Below are 20,575 nucleotides of genomic sequence, written 5' to 3' on the forward strand. Positions count from 1 at the left end.
CAGCGGCGACGGTCGCACAAGGCGCCGCTCACCCCAGCCACCCCGCAAGTCCCCCCGTGCACCGCACCTCGTCCCCCGCGGTCACCAACAGTCCCTCGACCCCGTCGAGGGACTCCAGCCACCGCAACCCCTCCCGCGAACCCATCGCGAACGCCGCCGTCGCCCAGCAGTCCGCCCACGTCAGCCGCGGCGCCACCACCGTCACCGCCACCAGGTCGGTCACCGCGGAGCGCCGGGTGCGCGGATCGACGATGTGCGCACCCCGCTCCGCGCTGCCGGAGGTCGCCACGGCCAGTTCGGCCGCCCCGGCGGTGGAGACGACGGCCGCCAGCCCGCCCGGACGCAGCGGGTCCGACACACCGGCCCGCCACGGCCGCCCCGTCCCCGGCGTTCCGAGCAACTGCACGTCCCCGCCCCCGTTGACGCTGACGCCACTCGCGCCCGCCGCCGCGACCCGCCGGGCGGCGCGCTCCACGGCCCAGCCCTTGACGATCCCGGTCGGGTCCAGCCCGCCCCGGTACGACGTGCGGAACCAGCCGTCGCTGACCCGCTCCGCCTCGGCCGCCAGTTCCAGCACCTCGGCGACCTCGGGCGCGCACGCGTCGACGGTCAGTTCGCCGCGCGCCAGACGGGACACCTGGCTGCCCTCCCGGTAGGTGCTGAACACCTCGTCGACCCGGCGCAGCCCCGCGACCGCCTCGTCCAGTGCCGCCCGTACGGCCGTGGGTTCCCCGCCGCGGACGTCGAAGGAGAAGACGGTCCCCATCGTCTCCTCCACCCGACGTACCGCGGCGGGAGCCCGTGCCGGCTCGGTCACGGTGTCAGCCACCGGCCCGGTCCAGTGCCGACTGCAACGACTGCTTGTATCCGGCGCTGGTGTAGGTGGCGCCGGAGACGGCGTCGATGTCGGCGTTGCCGGCGGTGACGGCGGCCTGGTTGAGTCTGGGTACGGCGTCGGCGGTGACCTGGTCGCTCTGCCCGCCCTCGGGCGCCTGGAGGGCCTCGGCGTTCGTGATCTTCCCGCCGCTGACGGTGACCCGGACCTGTACGGGCCCGTACTGGGTGCGCGCGACGGCGCCGGTGAGCGTCTGAGTTCCCTGGGCGCCACCGCCCGAGCCCGCACCGCCCGCGTCCGGTCCGCCTGAGCCCGCACCGCCCGAGCCCTGTCCGCCCGAGCCCTGTCCGGCGGATCCGGCGGCCACCTTGTCCAGTGCCGACTGCAACGACTGCTTGTATCCGGCGCTGGTGTAGGTGGCGCCGGAGACGGCGTCGATGTCGGCGTTGCCGGCGGTGACGGCGGCCTGGTTGAGTCTGGGTACGGCGTCGGCGGTGACCTGGTCGCTCTGCCCGCCCTTGGGCGCCTGCACGGCCTCGGCGCCCGTGATCTTCCCGTCGTTCACCGTGAGCCGGACCTGCACGGGGCCGTACTGGGTACTGGCCGCGTCGCCCGTCACCGTGCCGGCCCCCGCGCCCCGGCCGCCCTGCGGCGACTGCGCGGCCACGGGCGGGGCCGCGCCGCCCGCCGCCGAGGCGGAGCCCGGGTCGGACGCCGGTTTCAACGACAGCAGCAGCACGATCCCGGACACGGTCGCGGCGCCGGCGAGCACGGCACGCCGAACGGGGTGGCTTTTCCTCATCTGTCCTGGACTCCTGATGTCCGTCGCTCACATCTCGAACGACTCGTGATGGATACGGCGGGCGGGGACTCCCGCGCCGCGCAGTGCCTCGTACACCGACTGGGCGAAGCCGGGCGGCCCGCACAGGAAGACGTCGTGGCGGTCGACGTCCGGGATCTTGCGGCTGAGGCTCTCCGCCGAGATGTCGGGGCGCTCCCCGTCCGGGCTGTTGACCGCGTACATCAGCCGGGCCCCGCGTTCCTCGGCGATCCCGGCGAGCTCGTCCCACAGGGCCAGGTCCTGGGTGCTGTTGGCCCGGTACAGCAGGGTGATGTCACCGGACGCGCCGGGCAGCGTCTCGAACAGCGCCCGCATCGGCGTGATCCCCACCCCGCCCGCCACCAGCAGCACCTTGCCCCGGCTGCGGCGCTGGGCGGTCAGCGCGCCGTACGGGCCCTCCGCCCACACCCGGGTGCCGGGCTCCAGCTCGCGCAGCCGGGCGCTGTGGTCGCCGATCGCCTTCACGGTGATCCGCAGCATGTCCGGGCGCGGCGCCGCCGACAGCGAGTACGGGTGGGAGCTGAACCGCATCCCCGGTGCCAGGAACCGCCAGCGGAAGAACTGCCCGGCCTCCGCGCCCATCCGGTGCAGCCTGCGCCCGCCGATCAGCACCGACACGATCCCGGGCGTCTCCTCGATCACCGCCTCGACCCGCATCCGGTGCCGCAGGTTGAGGCGGAGGGGGGTCAGGACCCGGTACCAGAGGACGAGCGCGGTCACCGTCCCGTACAGCGCGTACCAGACGGTCTTCGCGACCGGCTCGACGGCGAAGTCGTTACCGGTGGTGAGCTGGTGCCAGAAGGTCAGGAACACCGCCGCGTAGGTGAGCAGGTGCACGTGGTACCAGGCGTCGTACGGGATCCGGCGCCGGACCGGGCCGATGGACAGCACTCCGATGAGGACCAGCAGCCCGGTGCCGACGGCGGCCTTGCCCATGTCCGGCAACTGGTTCACGGAGCCGACCGTCTGCTGCACGATGTCGCCGAGGCCCTTGCCGGCCTGGGCGGCGTACCCCCACATGATCAGGAAGACGTGGGCGAGGACCAGGCACAGGGTGTAGCGGCCGGTCATGGCGTGCCAGCGGGCGACCCGGTCGGAGCCCACCCGCCGCTCCAGCGCCGGCACGCGCGCCATCTGGAGCACCACCAGCGCCATCAGGTACCCGGCGAGCAGGCCGGTGATCCGGCCCGCGTTCAGGAGCATGCCGGTCTGGTCGGAGATGGCGGGCGTGTTGCGCCACCACAGCCACAACACGCCCGCCGCGCCCGCCCACACGGCGAGCAGCAGGGGGACGGCGGGGGAGCGGCGCGGACGGATGCGCCGCATCGTCTGACGGCGGGCGGCACGGCCGCCGGCGAGCGTGGTGGTCACGGTTCCTCCGTGGGACTTGACCCTTGGCCCACAGATACGCGCCGCGCCTGCCGAGCGTTCAGCCCCCGCCGGTACTCCCGCCGCTGTTCAGTAGCGAGTGATCGCCGTCGCCCCGCCCGAGGTGCCGATCGCGATGTGCGGCCGGGCCGCCGGGTCGGCCCACCGCAGGACGCGGCGCATCGCCTCCGCGGGCACCGAGACGCAACCGGCCGTCGCCCCGCGCCCGTCGACGTGCAGGAAGATGCCCGCGCCACGTCCGCGCACCGGACGGTGGTAGTTGAAGCCGACGACCAGGGCGTGCGCGTACTGCGCCGGGTAGGTGATCAGGTGCTCGGCCTCGGCGGCGCGGCAGTCGGCGGGGCGGGGTTCGGTCCAGCGGTTGTAGGAGCGGGAGGCGTTGTCCTGGCACCACCAGGAGTCCTGGCGCACCGGGCGGTACCGGTACGCCGTCCCGCGCGGCGCCGGTTCGATGCCGAAGGCGTACGGCAGGTCGTACAGGCCGGTCGGAGTGGTGTTGGTGCCTTGGACGCGCGTCGCCCCGTCGGCCAGTCCGCCGGCGCCGAAGCGGGCCGGCGCGGAACCCGCCCGCACCCACCGCCCGCCGCTCGCGCCGCCCCTGCGGTCCCACCAGGTGACCCGGCCCTCGGTCGAACCGGTCTCCGGCGCGACCGCGGTGATCAACTGGCTGCCGCCGCCGGTCTCCGCCATCCGGGCCGGCAGCGGCCGGGGCGGGGGCCCGCCGGCGGGCGCGGCACCGAGCACGAGGAGGGTGGCGGAAACGAGGGCGGCGACGACACCGGGGCGCATGGCTCAGACGGTAGACGGGGGCAGCGGCAACGGCAGCCCGGGAAGGCCGTCCAGGCTCGTCGCGATGTGGTCCTTCTTGGCGAAGTACGCGCTGAGCGAGGCGTCGTCCTCGCGTGCGAATCGCTTGCCGTGCAGGTCGCGGTCGCTGTCGTACGACATGAAGGGGACGGCGTAACCGCAGGAGTCGCGGATGAGCTCGGCGGTGACGACGATGATCGCGCGCAGCCCGTGCGGGGTGGCGTCGATGTCCGGGAAGTGGGTGAGCAGCTCCGGGAAACGGGGGTCGTCGCGGAGGACGGGTTCGCCCCGGCCGTGCACCCGGACGATGTTCGGCGGTCCCTGGAAGGCGCACCACATGAGGGTGATCCGCCCGTTCTCCCGCAGGTGGGCGACGGTCTCGGCGGTGGAGCCGGCGAAGTCGAGGTAGGCCACGGTGAGTTCGTCGAGCACCGCGAAACTGCCCGTGAGGCCCTTGGGGGACAGGTTGACCGTGCCGTCGCCGGCCAGGGGAGCGGTGGCGGTGAAGAAGAGGGGCTGCGCCTCGATGAAGGTGCGGAGTCTGCCGTCTATGCGTTCATAAGTCTTTCCCATGTCTAAGGATTATGGGTGCCGCTCGAGCGCCTGTCCGAAGAATCTCCGGTGGTCCCGCCATGCGGACGCGGATTCCGCGCTCCGGCCCACCCGTGGCCGCCCCGGCCGGCGTTCCACGGGGCGGCCACGGCGCCTGTCACGTCACTCGGTGAGCGTGCAGGCGGCCGGGGGGATCCAGTCCCCGGCCAGGGGTACGGAAGGGTGGTCTCTCGTGTTCAGGCGCCCGCCAGATTGACGAATCATGCAATGCTCTGCATACTCATGCATGCCACCGGAGGTACCGTGCGGAGGCGGTGGCACATCAACGGCCCTGAGGAGCGACCCAAGTGAGCAGCAACAGCGGTGACGTCCGGCTCTGGGGCGGCCGTTTCGCCGACGGGCCCGCCGAGGCACTGGCGAAGCTGTCCGCGTCCGTCCACTTCGACTGGCGTCTCGCGCCCTACGACATCGCCGGTTCGCGTGCCCACGCGCGCGTGTTGCACGCGGCGGGGCTGCTCACCGAGGACGAGCTGGCCCGGATGACCGCCGGGCTCGACCGGCTCGAAGCGGACGTCGCCGACGGCTCCTTCACCGGCACCATCGCCGACGAGGACGTCCACACCGCCCTGGAGCGCGGCCTGCTGGAGCGGCTCGGCCCCGACCTGGGCGGCAAGCTCCGCGCCGGGCGCTCCCGCAACGACCAGGTGGCGACCCTGTTCCGCATGTACCTGCGTGACCACGCCCGGACCGTCGGCGGCCTGATCGCCGACCTCCAGGACGCGCTGATCGGCCTCGCCGAGGCCCACCCGGACGTCGCGATGCCCGGCCGTACCCACCTCCAGCACGCCCAGCCGGTGCTCTTCGCGCACCACGTCCTCGCCCACGTCCAGGCGCTGTCCCGGGACGCGGAGCGGCTGCGCCAGTGGGACGAGCGCACGGCCGTGTCGCCGTACGGCTCGGGCGCCCTGGCCGGATCCTCCCTCGGCCTGGACCCGGAGGCGGTCGCCGAGGACCTCGGCTTCGAGCACGGCAGCGCCGGCAACTCCATCGACGGCACGGCCTCCCGCGACTTCGTGGCGGAGTTCGCCTTCATCACCGCGATGATCGGAGTGAACGTCTCCCGGATCGCCGAGGAGATCATCATCTGGAACACGAAGGAGTTCTCCTTCGTGACCCTGCACGACGCCTTCTCCACCGGTTCGTCGATCATGCCGCAGAAGAAGAACCCGGACATCGCCGAGCTGGCCCGCGGCAAGTCCGGCCGCCTCATCGGCAACCTGACCGGCCTGATGGCCACCCTCAAGGCCCTCCCGCTCGCGTACAACCGCGACCTCCAGGAGGACAAGGAGCCGGTCTTCGACTCCATCGACCAGTTGGAGATCCTGCTCCCCGCCTTCACCGGCATGATGGCCACCCTGACCGTGCACCGCGAGCGGATGGAGGAGCTGGCCCCGGCCGGGTTCTCGCTCGCCACCGACATCGCCGAGTGGCTGGTCAGGCAGGGCGTGCCGTTCCGCGTCGCGCACGAGGTCGCCGGCGAGTGCGTGAAGGTGGCCGAGGCCGACGGCAAGGAACTGGACGAGCTGACCGACGAGCAGTTCGCGAAGATCTCCGCCCACCTGACCCCCGAGGTGCGCACCGTCCTCAACGTCCCCGGCGCCCTCGCCTCCCGCAGCGGCCGCGGCGGTACTGCCCCCGGCGCGGTCGCCGTCCAGCTCGCCGAGGTGAAGGCGGACGTGGCCGGCCAGCACGCGTGGGCGAGCGCGAAGAAGTAGCACCCGGTGTGCCCGAGGGGCATCGCGGTTACGTTGGTCAACAGCTCTCACAGCCGACCGAACGGAGCCCGCGATGCCCTTCGCCCGCCTGGCCGCGGCGACGACCCCCACGTGCCACATCGGCCTGGGCCTCGCCGCCGTCGGCCGCCCCGGCTACATCAACCTCGGCCGTGACCGGGACCTGCCGGCCGACCGCAGCGTCGAGGCGATGCGCGAGCGCACCCACGACCTCCTCGACGCCGCCTACGCGCAGGGGGTCCGGTACTTCGACGCGGCCCGCTCCTACGGGCGCTCGGAGGAGTTCCTCGCCGGCTGGCTCCGGGAGCGCCCCGACGTCGACGACGTCGTCGTCGGCAGCAAGTGGGGCTACACCTACACGGCCGACTGGACGGCCGACGCCGAGCAGCACGAGGTCAAGGACCACGGCGTCGCGACGTTCGAACGGCAGCGCGCCGAGACCGACGCCCTGCTCGGCGACCGGCTCGACCTCTACCAGATCCACTCCCTCACCCCCGACAGCCCGGCGCTCACCGACAAGGACCTGCACGCGAAACTGGCCGAGGCCGCCGCGCGGGGCGTCACCGTCGGCTTCTCCACCAGCGGACCCGCCCAGGCCGACGCCATCCGCGCCGCGCTCGCCGTGACCGTCGACGGCGAACCCCTCTTCCGCACGGTGCAGTCCACGTACAACGCGCTGGAGACCTCCGCCGGGCCCGCGCTGGCCGAGGCGCACGAGGCCGGGCTCACCGTGATCGTCAAGGAGGGCATGGCCAACGGGCGCCTCGCGGAGCCGCATGCGCCGGAAGCCCTGAAGGCCGTGGCGGAGGAAACCGCCCTGGGGTGCGACGCGGTCGCTCTCGCGCTGGTCCTGCGGCAGCCCTGGACCGGAGTCGTCCTCTCCGGCGCCGCGACCGTGAACCAGCTCGGCTCGAACCTGCACGCCGCCGTGGTCGACTTCGACGAGGACCAGGTGGCGCGCCTGGGCGCCCTCGTCGAGGACCCGCACACCTACTGGGAGCGGCGCGCGCGGCTGCCCTGGCACTGACCCCGCCGAGGCGGGCGGCCGTCCCGGCACCGGCCCTCGTCCAATAAGCGGGCGGCCGTCCGGACAGCGGCCCTCGTCCCGGCGCCGGCCCCCGTCGAAGCGGGCGGCCATCCCCGCCACCGACTCCGAGAAGCCGTGACCGCACCGTGAGCTGAGTCACGCATGCCCTGTGTGAGACGAAGCTGTCTCATGTGGGTTACTGTTGTCTCATGGCTGTTGATCGTGACCAGGTACTGCGCAGCGCCGCGGCCCTGCTGACCCGCAGACCCACCGCGACCATGGACGAGGTCGCCAGGGCGGCCGGACTGAGCCGGGCCACGCTGCACCGGCACTTCGCCGGGCGTGACGCCCTCGTGCGGGCGCTGGAGTCGCTCGGCATCGCCGTGTGCGAGGCCGCCCTGGACGCGGCCCGCCTCGACGACGGACCGGCGGCCGGCGCGGTGCGCCGGCTCGTGCGCGAGATCGAACCCGCGGCCGGCCTGCTCGCCTTCCTCTACACCGAGAACCAGCTCTTCGAGGGCGAGGAGCAGAACGAGGGCTGGGCCCGCCTCGACGCCCGGATGGCCGCGGTGTTCCGCCGCGGCCAGGAGAACGGCGAGTTCCGCATCGACCTCACCCCGGCCTGGCTCACCGAGGCGCTCTACGGCCTGCTGGCCTCCGGCGCCTGGGCCGTGACCGAGGGCCGGGTGGCCCGCAATGACATGTCCCACATGGTCGTCGAGCTGCTGCTCGGCGGCGCCGTCCGAAGAGAGGAACCATGACCCGCACCCTGCAGTCGGCGCACACGACCGAGGCGGTGAAGCGCCCCGGCCGCTGGCTCGCGCTGTCCGTCCTCGTGCTGGCCGTGCTGCTGGTGGCCGTCGACGCGACCGTTCTCGGTCTCGCGACCCCCTACATCAGTGAGGATCTCGCGCCCTCCGGCACCCAGTTGCTCTGGATCGGCGACGTCTACTCCTTCGTCATCGCCGGTCTCCTCGTCTCCATGGGCAGCCTCGGCGACCGCATCGGCCGCAAGCGGATCCTGCTCATCGGCGCCACGGCGTTCGGCGCGATATCGGTCCTCAACGCCTACGCGTCCACGCCCGAGCTGATGATCGTCGCCCGGGCCCTGCTCGGCGTCGCGGGCGCCACCCTGATGCCCGCCACCCTCGCCCTGATCCGCAACCTCTTCCAGGACCCGCGCGAACGCAGCCTTGCCGTGGGCATCTGGGGCGCCGCCGCCTCGGCCGGTGCGGCGGTCGGTCCGGTGGTCGGCGGATTCCTGCTGGAGCACTTCTGGTGGGGCTCCGTCTTCCTCATCAACCTGCCCGTGATGGTCGTCCTGGTCGTCGTCGGCAGCAAACTCCTGCCCGAGTCCCGCAACCCGGACCCGGGCCCCTGGGACCTGCTCAGCGTCACCCTCTCCCTGGTCGGCATGGTCGGTGTCGTGTACGCCGTCAAGGAGGCCGCCGCGCACGGGTTCGCCTGGGCCACGCTCGCCGCGGGCCTGCTGGGCGCCGCCGCGCTCTACGGATTCGTCCGCCGCCAGCTCACCATGCCGACCCCGCTGCTCGACATGCGGCTCTTCCGCAGCCGCGGCTTCAGCGGCGCGGTGCTGGCCGACCTGCTGACCATCCTGGGCCTGTCGGGGCTGGTGTTCTTCCTCTCCCAGTACCTGCAACTGGTGCAGGGCAGGCGGCCGCTCGAGGCGGGTCTGGCCGAACTGCCCGCAGCCGTCGGAGCTGTGGCGGCAGGCCTGATCGCCGGTCGCGCGGCCCGGCGCTTCTCGGTCCGTGCCGTGGTCTGCGGCGGACTGGCCGCCATCGGTCTGGCGCTGGCCGCGCTGACCGTCGTCGGCCAGAACACCGGCTACCCGCTGCTCGGCGCGGTCCTGCTCGTCGTCGGTGTGGGCGCCGGATTCTCGTTCACCGTGACCGCCGACGTGATCCTGTCCAGCGTGCCGGGCGAACAGGCGGGAGCCGCCTCCGCGGTCTCCGAGACGGCGTACGAACTCGGCGCCGCCCTCGGCATCGCGGTGCTCGGCTCCATCGTGACCGGCGTCTACCGCGACTTCACCGGCCCGGCGGGCACCCCGGCCGCGGCTCACGAGTCGCTGGGCGGCGCGGTGGAGGCCGCCTCGGACCTCCCCGCGCACACGGCCGGAGCCCTGCTGGACGCCGCCCGCCAGGCCTTCGTCGACGGGCTGACCCTCGCGGCGGGCGTCGGCGCGGCCGTCCTGCTGGCCGCCGCCGCGGCTTCCTGGTTCCTGCTGCGGGGACAGCGCCTGGAAGACGGGGTGCAGCACCCCTAGCCGCACGCGCACGTCGGGGGGCGGGCGCCGAAGGTGCCGTACGACGGTGACCGGCCGCGGAGGGCGGACCTCCCCCGCACTCGCGGCCCACTCCGGCGGGCGGTCCCGCCCCGCGGCGGCGGCACCCGCCGGATGGGACGCGGACGGCGGGCCGCCCGGGAAGCGGCCCGCCGTCCAGAAGTCCCGCGGCCCTACGCCGCCTTGGCCTTGCTCGCGTACATGTCCACGTACTCCTGCCCGGACAGCCGCATGACCTCGGTCATCACGGAGTCGGTCACCGCCCGCAGGACGTAGCGGTCGCGGTCCATGCCCTCGTAGCGGGAGAACTCCATCGCCTCGCCGAAGCGGACCGTGACCTTGCCCGGCCGGGGCAGACCCGCGCCCCCCGGCTGGAGCTTGTCGGTGCCGATCACGGCGAACGGCACGACGGGGGCGCCGGTCATCAGGGTGAGCCGGGCGATGCCGGTGCGGCCGCGGTAGAGACGGCCGTCGGGGGAGCGGGTGCCCTCCGGGTAGATGCCGAAGACCTTGCCCTCGTCCAGCACGCGGCGGCCGGTCATCAGGGCCGCGACCCCGCCCCGGCCGCCGTCCCGGTCGACCGGGATCATGCCGACGCCGGTGAAGAACCAGGCCATCAGCCGCCCCTTGAGGCCCTTGCCGGTGACGTACTCGTCCTTGCCGATGAAGAAGACCTGCCGGTCGCAGCTCAGGGGCATGATGACCGAGTCGATGAAGGTGAGGTGGTTGCCGGCCAGGATCACCGGGCCGTCGCCCGGGATGTTCTCCACGCCTTCCACCTGTGGGCGGAACATCAGGCGCATGATCGGGCCGAGCACTGCCTTGATGAGCGCGAAGCGGGACAACGGGTCCTCCGGTGTCGGGGATGCGGTATGAGTCTGTGCAGGTGAGGACATTACTCGCGGCCGGGGGTGTCACGCACGTCGGGTCACCCGGGTCTTACACGGTGTTGACGTGCGTTCACCTGCGGTGCGGGGGTGCCGCGCCGCCGTGACACCCACGCGAGGATGTGAGGCAGGTCGCGTCCCCGGGGTGGGAACCGCGTGCCGATCCTCGCCGCACTCGCCGTGCTCCGTGTCGTCATGGCCGCCGCCGTCACCGTCCTGGTCCGCAGGGACCGGCGTCGTTGGTCCGGGAGCCCGGACACGGCCCGGATCGAAGCACACGCGACGCGCGGACCGCGCGAGGCGCGCCGCTGGAGCCGTGCCGCCGCCCCCTTCTCCGTGGCCACGGGCCTCGTCGAGCACCGCCGCGACGACGCCCGTGGTCACTGTCCGCGTACCCCGCCCGGCGGTCGTGAAGCCGACACTCCGTCAGCGGCCGCCACGCCGACGCCCCGTCAGGCGTCGTCGCCCGTTCGCCGCCTCACTGTCCTGCCTGCTCCGTCACCGGCCCGCCCGTCACCGCCTTGCCTGTTCCGCCACAGCACAGCCACAGCCACCGCCCCGCGCCACCGTCCCGCCCGCCCCACCGGCGCCTCCGCGCCCATACGACATCCCCAGGCACCCGCGTGTTCCGGCCGTGGTCTCCCGCTCGCCATGTACGCGCCCCTACGATCGGCCCGCACCGACGGTCAACGACAGGAGGCCCTGATGGGAACGCAGGAGTCGGACGAGCAGGTGGGTGGCGGCACCGGACGGCGGGCGCTCCTCGGAGCGGCGGTGCTCGGCGCGGGCGGAGCCGTACTCGGCCTGTCCGGCACGGCGAGAGCCGCCGACAGCCGGCACGGCGGCGGACGCGGCGGCGTGCGGAGCCTGCCCGTGCCGACGGTCATCGGCCACCGCGGAGCCAGCGGTTACCGCCCCGAGCACACCTTCGGCTCCTACGAGCTGGCCCTCGACATGGGCGCCGACATCGTCGAGGCCGGTGACCTGGTCCCCACCAGGGACGGCCACCTGGTCTGCCGGCACGAGCCGGAGATCGGCGGCACCACGGACGTCGCCGACCACCCCGAGTTCGCCGACCGCAGGCGCACCAAGTCGCTCGACGGCGTCTCCGTCACCGGCTGGTTCACGGAGGACTTCACACTCGCCGAGCTCAAGACGCTCCGCGCGACCGAGCGCATCCCGGCCAACCGGCCGCACAACACCCTCTACGACGGCCGCTGGGAGATCCCCACCTTCGAGGAGGTGCTGCGCTGGCAGAACGAGCAGACCCGCAGGCGCGGCAAGCAGGTCTGGATCTACCCGGAGCTCAAGCACCCCACCTACTTCCGCCAACTGGGCCTGGGGACGGAGGAGCGCCTCGCGCGGCTGCTGCGCAAGTACGGCAAGGACCGGAAGAACTCGCCCGTCATCATCCAGTCCTTCGAGCCCACCAGCATCCAGCGGATGAACAGGCTCGTCGGCAACCCCCTCGCCGTCCTGCTGTCCGGCGCGAACAGCCGCCCCTGGGACTTCGTCGAGACCGGCGACCCGCGCACCACGGCCGACCTCATCACGCCCGAGGGCCTCAAGGAGATCGCCTCCTACGCGCAGGGCATCGGTCCCACCTTGGACCTGATCATCCCGAAGGACTCCGCCGGCCGGCTCACCGAGCCGACCACGCTCGTCCGCGACGCGCACCGCGCGGGCCTGATCCTGCACCCGTACACGATGCGCAACGAGAATCCCTTCCTCCCCGCGGACTTCCGTGAGGGCGGCGGCCCGGACGCCTACGGCGACGTCTTCGGCGCGTTCCGGACCTACTTCGCCACCGGCATCGACGGTGTCTTCACCGACCACCCGGACACGGGCGTGCTGGCACGCGAGGACTTCGTCAACAACTGAGGGGCCGACCCCGGTTGGGGTGAGCTTCGGCCGTCCGGGCAACCGCCCGCCCGGGCGGCCGCGTCAGCCCGCATATGACGCACGACCTGGTCACCTCCCTGCGCCCGCTGCTCACCGCCGAGGCATCGGCCGAGGCATATGCATCCGGGGCGGAGCCCGGCGATCTCGAACAGGCGGTCTGGCTGCGCCTGCTGGAACGCCTGGAGGCCGACGGCCCGCCGCACGACCCGCACCGCTGGCTGCGCAGCGCCGTGCGCACCGAGGCCCGCCGCACCCGGCGCACGGCGCGCAACGAGCGGTCGTACGAGACCGAACCCGCCGGCGCCGCCGAACACGAGCCCGAGGAGCTGGCCCTCACCGCGGCCCGGCACCGCGCCCTGCGCGACGCCGTGCGCCGGCTGCCCGGCCGCTGCCCCCGGCTGCTGGAGGCCCTGCTGTCACCACAGGACCTCACATACCGGGAAATCGCGGGGGAGTTGGGTATCTCACAAGGCAGTCTTGGCCCGGAACGCTCCCGATGTCTGGGATGTCTGCGGCGATTGCTGACGCCGGAGGTTGCGGCACGCTGAGGGCGGGGATAGGAGTGGGGGACCACAGCGGATCAGGTGAGCGGGAGGCATGCACACATGGGCATGAGTGTGACCATCTCGGCGGCGACCGACCAGGATGCCGAGCAGATCTTCCGGCTGCAGTACCTCTGCTTCCAGAGCGAGGCGGCGCTGTACGGCAACTACCGCATCGACCCGCTCGTCCAGACCCTCGACTCGGTGCGCGAGGAGGTCCGTGCCGACTGCGTCTTCGTGGCGCGCCTCGGCGACGAGGTCGTCGGCTCGGTGCACGGCCGGGCCACCGAGGACGGGGCGGCGTCCATCGGCAAGCTGTGCGTCCATCCGCGGCTCCAGGGACACGGCATCGGGGCCCGCCTGCTGCGGGCCGCCGAGTCGGCGCTCGTCGAGGAGCGCGGCGCCAAGCGCTTCCGCCTGCACACCGGGCACCGCAGCGAGAGCCACCTGCGGCTGTACCGGCGGGTCGGCTACGAGACGGTGGGCACCGCGCAGGGCGCGGACGGCGTCCCCATGATCGTCCTGGAGAAGCCGGCCGGGGCGTACGCGACCACGGCCTGAGGCTCCGGCGGGAGCCGGGCCCGGCCGCCGCTACGCGGTGCGGGCCCGGCGCAGCCAGTACACGGCCGACAACGGCAGCAGCACGGGGATGAAGAGGTACCCCATCCCGTAGTCCGACCACACGGTGGCGTCGGGGAAGGCGGACGGCTCCACCAGCGTCCAGGTGCCGACCGTCAGGACGCCCACGAGCTCGGCGGCGCAGCACACCAGCGCGGCCTTGCGGGCCGTCTCGCCGCCGCGCACCAGGGTGTAGGTGATGAACCCGTAGACGACGCCCGCGACGGCCGACAGCGTATAGGGGAGCGGCGCCCGGTCGAACTCGGTGGCGATCTGGTACGCGGACCGCGACACGGCGCCGACGACCATCACCCCGTACAGCCACACCAGCAGGATGCCGGGGCCGCCGATCAGTCGCTTCCGGCCCGTCTTCGCCTCCGTGGCCACCACCTCAGCCTCCCCAGATGTCATACAGCCGCACCTCGAGGACGGCGAGGACGACACCGCCGGCGGCGGCCGTCACCGAGCCCCAGCGGGTGCGCTCGGCCAGCGACATGAACCCGGCCGCCGGGACACAGGCGAAGGCGCCCAGCAGATACGCCACGAAGATCGTCGTGCCCTGGCCCGGTTCCTCGCCCCGCGCGAGCTGCACGATCCCGACCACGAGCTGGATCAGCGCCAGCACCGAGACCACGGCCATGCCGATGAAGTGCCAGTCCTTCGTGGGCTGGTCACGGTAGGCCGCCCAGCCGCACCAGGCGGCGAGCAGCAGCGCGGCGACCCCGGTCACCAGCGTCAGGACGTCAAGCATGGCAGTGACCCTATTACGGCCCAAAAGGCCCGCCGCCCCCGGCCCCGTCCGGTGACGACCGGGCGCGCCGTAGGGTCGGGGACATGAAGATCCACGCCCAGGCCCTCCTGTTCGACAACGACGGAACCCTCGTCTCCTCCCTCGAGTCCGTGCGCCGCTGCTGGACGCGGTGGGCCGGTGAGTACGGGATCACGGCTCAGGAGTTCGCGCGGGTCGAGCTGCACGGACGGCCGGCCGCGGAGATAGCCGCCGACCTGCTGCCGGCGGGCGTGGTGCCCGAGGCCGTCGCGCGGATCGAGCAGCTCGAGGTCGAGGACGTACCGGGCGGGGGCGTGCACCTGCTGCCCGGCACCAGGGAGCTCCTCGACGCGCTGCCGGCCGACCGCTGGGCCGTCGTCACCTCGGCGACCCGCCGGCTCGCCGAGGCCCGGCTCGGCGCCGTCGGCATCCTGCCCAAGACGCTCGTCGCCGCCGACGACATCACCCGCGGCAAGCCCGACCCCGAGCCCTACCTGCTCGGCGCCCGCGCCCTGGGCGTCGACCCGGCCGCCTGCGTCGTCTTCGAGGACGCCCCCGCCGGACTCCAGTCCGGCCGAGCCGCCGGCATGACCACCGTGGCGTTGGCCACAACCCACCGGCCCGACGAACTCGACGCCGACCTGGTGGTCACCGACCTGTCGGCCTTGTCGGCACTGGTCACCGGTGCCGGAGTGGAGCTCTCCGTCCGGGGCTGACCCGCGCCCCCGCGACCGGTCACCGGCCGGCCACCGTCCATCGCTGTCCAGCATGCGGACAGCGGTGTCCGGTCAGGAGCACGCGTCTGCTTTACTGCTCGCATGAGCACGACGAGCGACCGCACCCCTGCGACCGAGGCGACGATGACGCCCGGTGCTCGTTGTATGTGCCGAATGTGCGCCTTCTAGAGGGCCCCTGCACCACCTGAGTCTCGCGCCCCGAAGCGAGCGCCGCTCGTATCCGCCACAGCGCCCCGCGCGCGCGGCCGAGCCACGCCCCGCGCACACGTTTCTCCCCGGTTCCACCGCCACCGCGCATCGCCACCGCGAGAACCGTGCCGCGTTCCGAAGGACCCCCAAGACCCCGAAGAACAACGCCCCGTGCCCGGCGCACACCACCGCGCCGCGCACTCGACAGTGACGGAAACCCACGTGATCACCACATCGGGCCTCACCAAGGTCTACCGCTCGGGCGGCCGCGAGGTCACCGCCCTGGACGGCGTCGATCTGCACGTCCGCGAGGGCGAGGTGTACGGCGTCATCGGCCAGTCCGGCGCCGGCAAGTCCTCGCTCATCCGCTGCGTCAACCTCCTGGAGCGCCCCACCGCCGGCACGGTCACCGTCGCCGGCCAGGACCTCACCGCGCTCGCCGGCCGCGGCCCCCGCGCCGGCAAGGAGCTGCGGCAGGCGCGCAGCCGTATCGGCATGGTGTTCCAGCACTTCAACCTGCTCTCCTCCCGGACCGTGCGGGAGAACGTCGAACTACCGCTGGAGATCCTCGGCAAATCCGGGAAGGAACGTTCCCGCAAGGCGCTGGAACTCCTCGACCTCGTCGGTCTCGCCGACAAGGCGGGGGCCTACCCGGCCCAGCTCTCCGGCGGCCAGAAGCAGCGCGTCGGCATCGCCCGCGCCCTGGCCGGCGACCCCCAGGTCCTGCTCTCCGACGAGGCGACCAGCGCCCTCGACCCGGAGACCACCCGCTCCATCCTCCAGTTGCTGCGCGACCTGAACCGGCAGCTCGGCCTGACCGTCCTGCTCATCACCCACGAGATGGACGTCGTCAAGAGCGTCTGTGACTCGGCCGCCCTCATGGACGAGGGCCGCATCGTCGAGTCCGGCACGGTCGGCGAACTGCTCGCCACCCCGGGCTCCGAGCTGGCCGCCGCCCTCTTCCCGGTCGGCGGCGACGCGTCCGGCGACGACCGCACCGTCCTCGACGTCACCTTCCACGGCGAAGCCGCCACGCAGCCCGTCATCTCCCAGCTCTCCCGTACCTACAACATCGACATATCGATCCTCGGCGCCGCCATCGACACCGTCGGCGGCCTCCAGGTCGGCCGGATGCGCATCGAACTGCCCGGCCGCTACGAGGACAACGTGGTGCCCGTCGGCTTCCTGCGCGAACAGGGTCTGCAGATCGACGTGCTGAACGGCGACACGGCGCACGAGGACCAGCCGCTGCTGGTGAAGGAAGGTGCCAAGTGACCTGGTCCGAGATGCAGCCCCTGCTGGAGCAGGCCTGTCAGGAGACCCTGATCATGGTCGGCTGGTCCACCCTGATCGCCGTGGTCGGCGGCCTCCCGCTCGGCATCCTGCTCGTGCTGACCGACAAGGGCGGCCTGCTGCAGAACACCGTGGTGAACAAGGTCATCGGCCAGGTCGTGAACATCGGCCGCTCGCTGCCGTTCATCATCCTCATGGTCGCGCTGATGAACTTCACCCGCTGGATCACCGGTACGACCATCGGCAGCGAGGCCGCGATCGTGCCGCTCGCCATCGGCGGCATCCCCTTCTTCGCGCGCCTGGTCGAGACGGCCGTCCGCGAGGTCGACGGCGGACTCGTCGAGGCCGTGCAGGCCATGGGCGGCAACACCTGGACCATCGTCCGCAAGGTCCTGGTACCCGAGGCGCTCCCGTCCCTGATCGCGAGCACCACGACCACGATCATCGCCCTCATCGGCTACTCCGCCATGGCCGGCACCGTCGGCGGCGGCGGCCTCGGCGACCTCGCCGTCCGCTACGGATACAACCGCTTCGAGTCCGGCCTGATGTGGGTGACCGTCGCGATCCTCGCCGTCGTCATCTCCCTCATCCAGTTCGCCGGCGACGCCACCGCCCGGGCCCTGCACCGCCGCGGCGGACGCTCGGGCGCCGCGCCCCGGCTGCGGCTGCTCAAGGCCGAGGAGCCGGCGGCGGCCGACGTGAGCAAGGTCGCGTAAGCCGCCGCTCACGCCCCCATACCCCCCGTAGCTACCCGAGACGGGGTCGCACCACCTCAGGAAAGGCACTTTTCGTGCGTAACACCGCCAAGATCACCACCGCCGTCCTCGCCACCGGAGCCCTCACCCTCGGGCTCTCCGCCTGCGGCTCGGACAAGGACACCGCCTCCGACACCTCAGGTCCGCTGGTCGTCGCCGCCAGCCCCGTCCCGCACGCCGAGATCCTCAACTACGTCAAGGACAACCTGGCGAAGAAGGCGGGCCTCGACCTGGAGGTGAAGGAGGTCACCGACTACGTCACGCCGAACACGTCGACGGAGGACGGCTCGGTGGGCGCCAACTTCTTCCAGACCAAGCCGTACCTCGACGACTTCAACAAGAAGCGCGGCACGCACATCGTGTCCGTCGTCGACGTGCACCTGGAGCCGCTCGGCCTCTACTCCGACAAGGTCGACCAGGCCGATGACCTGAAGAACGGCGCGACCGTCGCGGTCCCGAACGACACCGTCAACGAGGGCCGCGCCCTGCAGCTCCTGGCCGCGAACGGGCTCATCACCCTCAAGGACGGCGTCGGCACCACGGCGACCCCCGCGGACATCACCGAGAACCCGAAGAACCTCGAGTTCAAGGAGCTGGAGGCGGCCACCACGCCGCGCTCCCTGAACGACGTCGACGCCGCGGTGGTCAACGGGAACTACGCCATCGAGGCCGACCTGAAGCCGGCCGAGGACGCCCTCGTCCTGGAGTCCGCCAAGGGCAACCCGAACAGCAACCTCCTCGCCGTCAAGGAGGGCCAGGAGGACGACCCGCGCGTGCAGAAGCTCGCCGAGCTCCTCACCTCGCCCGAGGTGAAGAAGTTCATCGAGGACAAGTACGCCGGCGCCGTCCTGCCCTCCTTCTGAGCACACCGCCGGTCCCCGACGGGGTCCGCGCCACACGGGTCCGCTGCGCACGGGGTCCGCTCCGCACCGGGGCGGACCCCGTGGTGTGGTTGAGTGCTTTCATGCTGCATGCTGGGCAGTTCGAGCAGGCCCTGACGGTTACACAGGTTACGGAGCGGCGCATGACGAGCACCTTCCCCAACATCTCCATCAGCACGGAGCGGTTGGTGCTGCGCCCCCTCGACGAGGACGACGTCCCCGCCCTCACCGCCATGATGAACGACGAGCAGGTCGGCGCCTGGACCCACGTCCCGCAGCCCTTCACCGAGCGGGCCGCCCGCGCCTGGACCGACGAGTACGCCCCCGCCGAGCGCACGTCCGGCCGGGGACTCGACCTCGCGGTCACCGAGTTCCTCACCCAGCGGCTGGTCGGCATCATCCAACTGACCAAGACGAACTGGCATGTACGGTCCACCGAACTGTCCTACATCGTGGCCCCCTGGGCCCGGGGCGAGGGCTACGCCTCCGAGGCGGCGCTCGCCACCGCCCAGTGGCTCTTCGGCGACCAGAAGTTCGAACGCGTCGAGCTGCGCACCGCCGCCGACAACACCGCCTCCCAGCAGGTCGCCCAGAAGATCGGCTGCATCAGCGAGGGCGTCCTGCGCAACGCCTGCATAGCCCGCGTCCGCACCGACGACGGTGTCTGGACGGACGTACGCACCGACTTCATCGTGTGGAGCCTGCTGCCGGAGGACCTCGAGGGCGCGACCGGGCAGCTCGCCGACAGCGACGGTTTCACCAACTTCACCGACTGGAACTGATCCCCCCGGCCCCCGACCGCGCCACCGCCTCACTACGAGGCGGCACCAGGTACTCTCTCGGGGCACGCCGCGAACGGTTCCGCGACCACGACCTGCGAAACCCTGGAGACTGACGACGATGGCCGACCGGGTCACGGTGATCGGCTGGGACGGTTCGCCGCTGACCGCCGCGGCACGCTCCGCTCTGGGCGCCGCCACACTGGTGGCCGGCGCCGCCCACCACCTGGCACTTCCCGAGGTACCGCCCGCCGCCGAACGCATCCGCCTCGGCAGCGTCGCCCTCGCCGCCCGCCGCATCGCCGCCCACCGCGGCACGGCGGTCGTCCTCGCCGACGGCGACCCCGGCTTCTTCGGCGTCGTACGCACGCTGCGCGCCCCCGAGTTCGGCCTGGAGGTCGAAGTCGTTCCGGCGGTCTCCTCCGTGGCCGCGGCCTTCGCCCGGGCCGGTATGCCCTGGGACGACGCCCATGTGGTCGTCGCCCACCCCCGCACCCTGCGACGCGCGGTGAACGTATGCCGGGCCCACACCAAGGTCGCCGTCCTCACCTCTCCCGGCGCCGGGCCCGCCGAACTCGGCCTGCTGATGGAGGGCATTCACCGCACCTTCGTCATCTGTGAGGAACTCGGCACCGCCCGTGAACGGGTCACCGTCGTCACCTCCGACAAGGCCGCCGACCACACCTGGCGCGACCCGAACGTCGTCATCGTCGCCGGCGGGACCGTCGGACCCGGCATCACGACCGACGGCACGGGCTGGATCGCCGGACGCGACCCCGCCGCCGGGCCGCGCGGCTGGGCCCTGTCCGCCGAGGCGTACGGCGGTGAACTCGGCGAGGGTGAGACCGACCTGCTCCGCACGGCCCAACTCGCCCGGCTCGGCCCGCGCCTCGGCGACCTGGTGTGGGACATCGGCTGCGGCAGCGGGGCCTTCTCCACCGAGGCCGCCCGCGCGGGCGCCGCGGTCATCGCCGTCGACCGCGACCCGGACGCCTGCGCCCGCACCGAGGCCACCGCACGTCACTTCGGCGCCCAGCTCCAGGTCGTGCACGGCACCGCTCCGTACATCCTGGAGAACCTCCCCGAACCCGACGTCGTCCGGGTCGGCGGCGGGGGAGCCGCCGTGGTCTCCGCGGTCGCCGACCGGCGGCCGCAGCGCATCGTCGCGCATGCCGCGACCCGCGACGCGGCCGAACTCGTGGGCAGGGATCTGTCGGAGCACGGATACCGGGTCGAATGTGCCCTGCTGCAGTCCGTCGGGCTCGATACCCGGGCCTGGACGGAGACCGAGCGGAGCGTCGCGTTCCTGCTCAGCGGGGCTCTCCCGGACCGCGCCCCGTGATCGGGTTGTCGTACCGCGCGGGGTAGGCTGGCGGATTGTTGTACCGCACTCGGACACCCGGCACTTCGTCGGCCAATGTCCATAAAAACCCGTCCGATCCGGGCTGGGTGTGGTACGGCAGAACCGGAGGACGCGCAACGTGGCGCAGTCCACAGCGGGCTGTCGCGGATCAAGCTGTCGTGACGGGGGAACGACCGCGACAATGCCACTCAATGGCTTTGTCGTCTTTTCCGGCGGGTCGTTCGTGCCGCTGGGCACGCACGCTCGTTCTTCACTACGGGGCGGTCGGTGCGCCGTCCCGGGTGTAGCTGGTCGTAGAAGCACTAACC

At 72.4% G+C, this 20,575-nt stretch carries 20 protein-coding genes and 1 pseudogene; 13 read left to right on the forward strand and 8 right to left on the reverse strand.

From position 1 onward, the window contains the following. Positions 1-28: 28 nt before the first annotated feature. The 5 genes from B1H29_RS29665 to B1H29_RS29685 form a co-directional block, all read right to left on the reverse strand. On the reverse strand, positions 29-766 hold the full coding sequence (locus B1H29_RS29665) for an FAD:protein FMN transferase (RefSeq protein ID WP_079160887.1): 738 nt from the start codon (positions 764-766) through the stop codon (positions 29-31). Positions 767-821: 55 nt separating this feature from the next. Then, complete coding sequence (locus tag B1H29_RS29670) at positions 822-1,637, reverse strand: FMN-binding protein (RefSeq protein WP_167392563.1); 816 nt, start codon at positions 1,635-1,637, stop codon at positions 822-824. Between the two features lie 27 nt (positions 1,638-1,664). Then, a complete protein-coding gene (locus B1H29_RS29675) occupies positions 1,665-3,047 on the reverse strand; it encodes a ferredoxin reductase family protein (protein WP_055416004.1) in 1,383 nt (460 codons plus the stop codon). 87 nt (positions 3,048-3,134) lie between these two features. Further along, a complete protein-coding gene (locus tag B1H29_RS29680) occupies positions 3,135-3,854 on the reverse strand; it encodes a L,D-transpeptidase family protein (protein ID WP_055416003.1) in 720 nt (239 codons plus the stop codon). A gap of 3 nt (positions 3,855-3,857) precedes the next feature. After that, positions 3,858-4,445 carry a pyridoxamine 5'-phosphate oxidase family protein gene (locus B1H29_RS29685; RefSeq protein ID WP_055416002.1) on the reverse strand — a complete coding sequence of 196 codons (588 nt, stop codon included), beginning with the start codon at positions 4,443-4,445 and terminating at the stop codon, positions 3,858-3,860. 326 nt (positions 4,446-4,771) lie between these two features. On the opposite strand from B1H29_RS29685, the gene argH reads away from it, so the two are divergent. The 4 genes from argH to B1H29_RS29705 all read left to right on the forward strand — a co-directional run bounded on the left by argH (position 4,772) and on the right by B1H29_RS29705 (position 9,534). Further along, positions 4,772-6,199 (forward strand): argininosuccinate lyase, encoded by a 1,428-nt coding sequence (argH, locus tag B1H29_RS29690; protein ID WP_055416001.1) that lies wholly within the window; start codon positions 4,772-4,774, stop codon positions 6,197-6,199. Between the two features lie 73 nt (positions 6,200-6,272). Further along, complete coding sequence (locus B1H29_RS29695) at positions 6,273-7,244, forward strand: aldo/keto reductase (RefSeq protein WP_055416000.1); 972 nt, start codon at positions 6,273-6,275, stop codon at positions 7,242-7,244. 209 nt (positions 7,245-7,453) lie between these two features. Beyond that, positions 7,454-8,005, forward strand: coding sequence for a TetR/AcrR family transcriptional regulator (locus B1H29_RS29700; RefSeq protein ID WP_199832263.1), 552 nt, complete (start codon positions 7,454-7,456; stop codon positions 8,003-8,005). Next, positions 8,002-9,534, forward strand: a complete 1,533-nt coding sequence (locus B1H29_RS29705; RefSeq protein WP_055415998.1) for an MFS transporter — start codon at positions 8,002-8,004, stop codon at positions 9,532-9,534. The genes B1H29_RS29700 and B1H29_RS29705 overlap by 4 nt, the downstream gene beginning before the upstream one ends. 191 nt (positions 9,535-9,725) lie before the next feature. On the opposite strand, the pseudogene B1H29_RS29710 reads toward B1H29_RS29705, so the two are convergent. Beyond that, positions 9,726-10,470 (reverse strand): annotated as a pseudogene (locus B1H29_RS29710) (lysophospholipid acyltransferase family protein). Between the two features lie 674 nt (positions 10,471-11,144). Between B1H29_RS29710 and B1H29_RS29720 the strand changes: the two are divergent. From B1H29_RS29720 to B1H29_RS29730, 3 genes are all read left to right on the forward strand, one after another. Then, complete coding sequence (locus B1H29_RS29720; protein WP_055415996.1) at positions 11,145-12,320, forward strand: glycerophosphodiester phosphodiesterase; 1,176 nt, start codon at positions 11,145-11,147, stop codon at positions 12,318-12,320. A 74-nt stretch (positions 12,321-12,394) separates the two neighbouring features. After that, entirely contained in the window at positions 12,395-12,889 is a 495-nt protein-coding gene (locus B1H29_RS29725; protein WP_055415995.1) for a sigma-70 family RNA polymerase sigma factor, read from the forward strand. Between the two features lie 57 nt (positions 12,890-12,946). After that, the gene (locus B1H29_RS29730) at positions 12,947-13,444 is read left to right on the forward strand and encodes a GNAT family N-acetyltransferase (protein ID WP_055415994.1); all 498 of its coding nucleotides are present in this window, start codon (positions 12,947-12,949) and stop codon (positions 13,442-13,444) included. Positions 13,445-13,474: 30 nt separating this feature from the next. On the opposite strand, the gene B1H29_RS29735 is transcribed toward B1H29_RS29730, so the two are convergent. Together B1H29_RS29735 and B1H29_RS29740 are read right to left on the reverse strand one after the other, a co-directional pair. Further along, positions 13,475-13,912, reverse strand: a complete 438-nt coding sequence (locus B1H29_RS29735; RefSeq protein WP_199832262.1) for a hypothetical protein — start codon at positions 13,910-13,912, stop codon at positions 13,475-13,477. Next, on the reverse strand, positions 13,893-14,252 hold the full coding sequence (locus B1H29_RS29740) for a hypothetical protein (RefSeq protein WP_055415992.1): 360 nt from the start codon (positions 14,250-14,252) through the stop codon (positions 13,893-13,895). Before B1H29_RS29740 ends, B1H29_RS29735 begins: the two co-directional genes overlap by 20 nt. 83 nt (positions 14,253-14,335) lie before the next feature. Between B1H29_RS29740 and B1H29_RS29745 the strand changes: the two genes are divergently transcribed. The 6 genes from B1H29_RS29745 to cbiE all read left to right on the forward strand — a co-directional run bounded on the left by B1H29_RS29745 (position 14,336) and on the right by cbiE (position 20,246). Beyond that, positions 14,336-14,986 carry an HAD family hydrolase gene (locus B1H29_RS29745; protein ID WP_055415991.1) on the forward strand — a complete coding sequence of 217 codons (651 nt, stop codon included), beginning with the start codon at positions 14,336-14,338 and terminating at the stop codon, positions 14,984-14,986. 432 nt (positions 14,987-15,418) lie between these two features. Beyond that, the gene (locus tag B1H29_RS29750) at positions 15,419-16,471 is read left to right on the forward strand and encodes a methionine ABC transporter ATP-binding protein (RefSeq protein ID WP_055415990.1); all 1,053 of its coding nucleotides are present in this window, start codon (positions 15,419-15,421) and stop codon (positions 16,469-16,471) included. Next, positions 16,468-17,205, forward strand: coding sequence for a methionine ABC transporter permease (locus B1H29_RS29755; protein ID WP_055415989.1), 738 nt, complete (start codon positions 16,468-16,470; stop codon positions 17,203-17,205). The genes B1H29_RS29750 and B1H29_RS29755 overlap by 4 nt, the downstream gene beginning before the upstream one ends. Positions 17,206-17,279: 74 nt before the next feature. Further along, entirely contained in the window at positions 17,280-18,107 is an 828-nt protein-coding gene (locus B1H29_RS29760; protein ID WP_055415988.1) for a MetQ/NlpA family ABC transporter substrate-binding protein, read from the forward strand. A 161-nt stretch (positions 18,108-18,268) separates the two neighbouring features. Continuing rightward, positions 18,269-18,907: a GNAT family N-acetyltransferase gene (locus B1H29_RS29765; RefSeq protein ID WP_055415987.1), complete on the forward strand. Its 639-nt coding sequence runs from the start codon at positions 18,269-18,271 to the stop codon at positions 18,905-18,907. Between the two features lie 118 nt (positions 18,908-19,025). Next, a complete protein-coding gene (cbiE, locus tag B1H29_RS29770) occupies positions 19,026-20,246 on the forward strand; it encodes a precorrin-6y C5,15-methyltransferase (decarboxylating) subunit CbiE (RefSeq protein ID WP_055415986.1) in 1,221 nt (406 codons plus the stop codon). The last annotated feature ends 329 nt before the right edge of the window (positions 20,247-20,575 follow it).

It is taken from the genome of Streptomyces pactum (assembly GCF_002005225.1).
Lineage (GTDB): Bacteria > Actinomycetota > Actinomycetes > Streptomycetales > Streptomycetaceae > Streptomyces > Streptomyces pactum_A.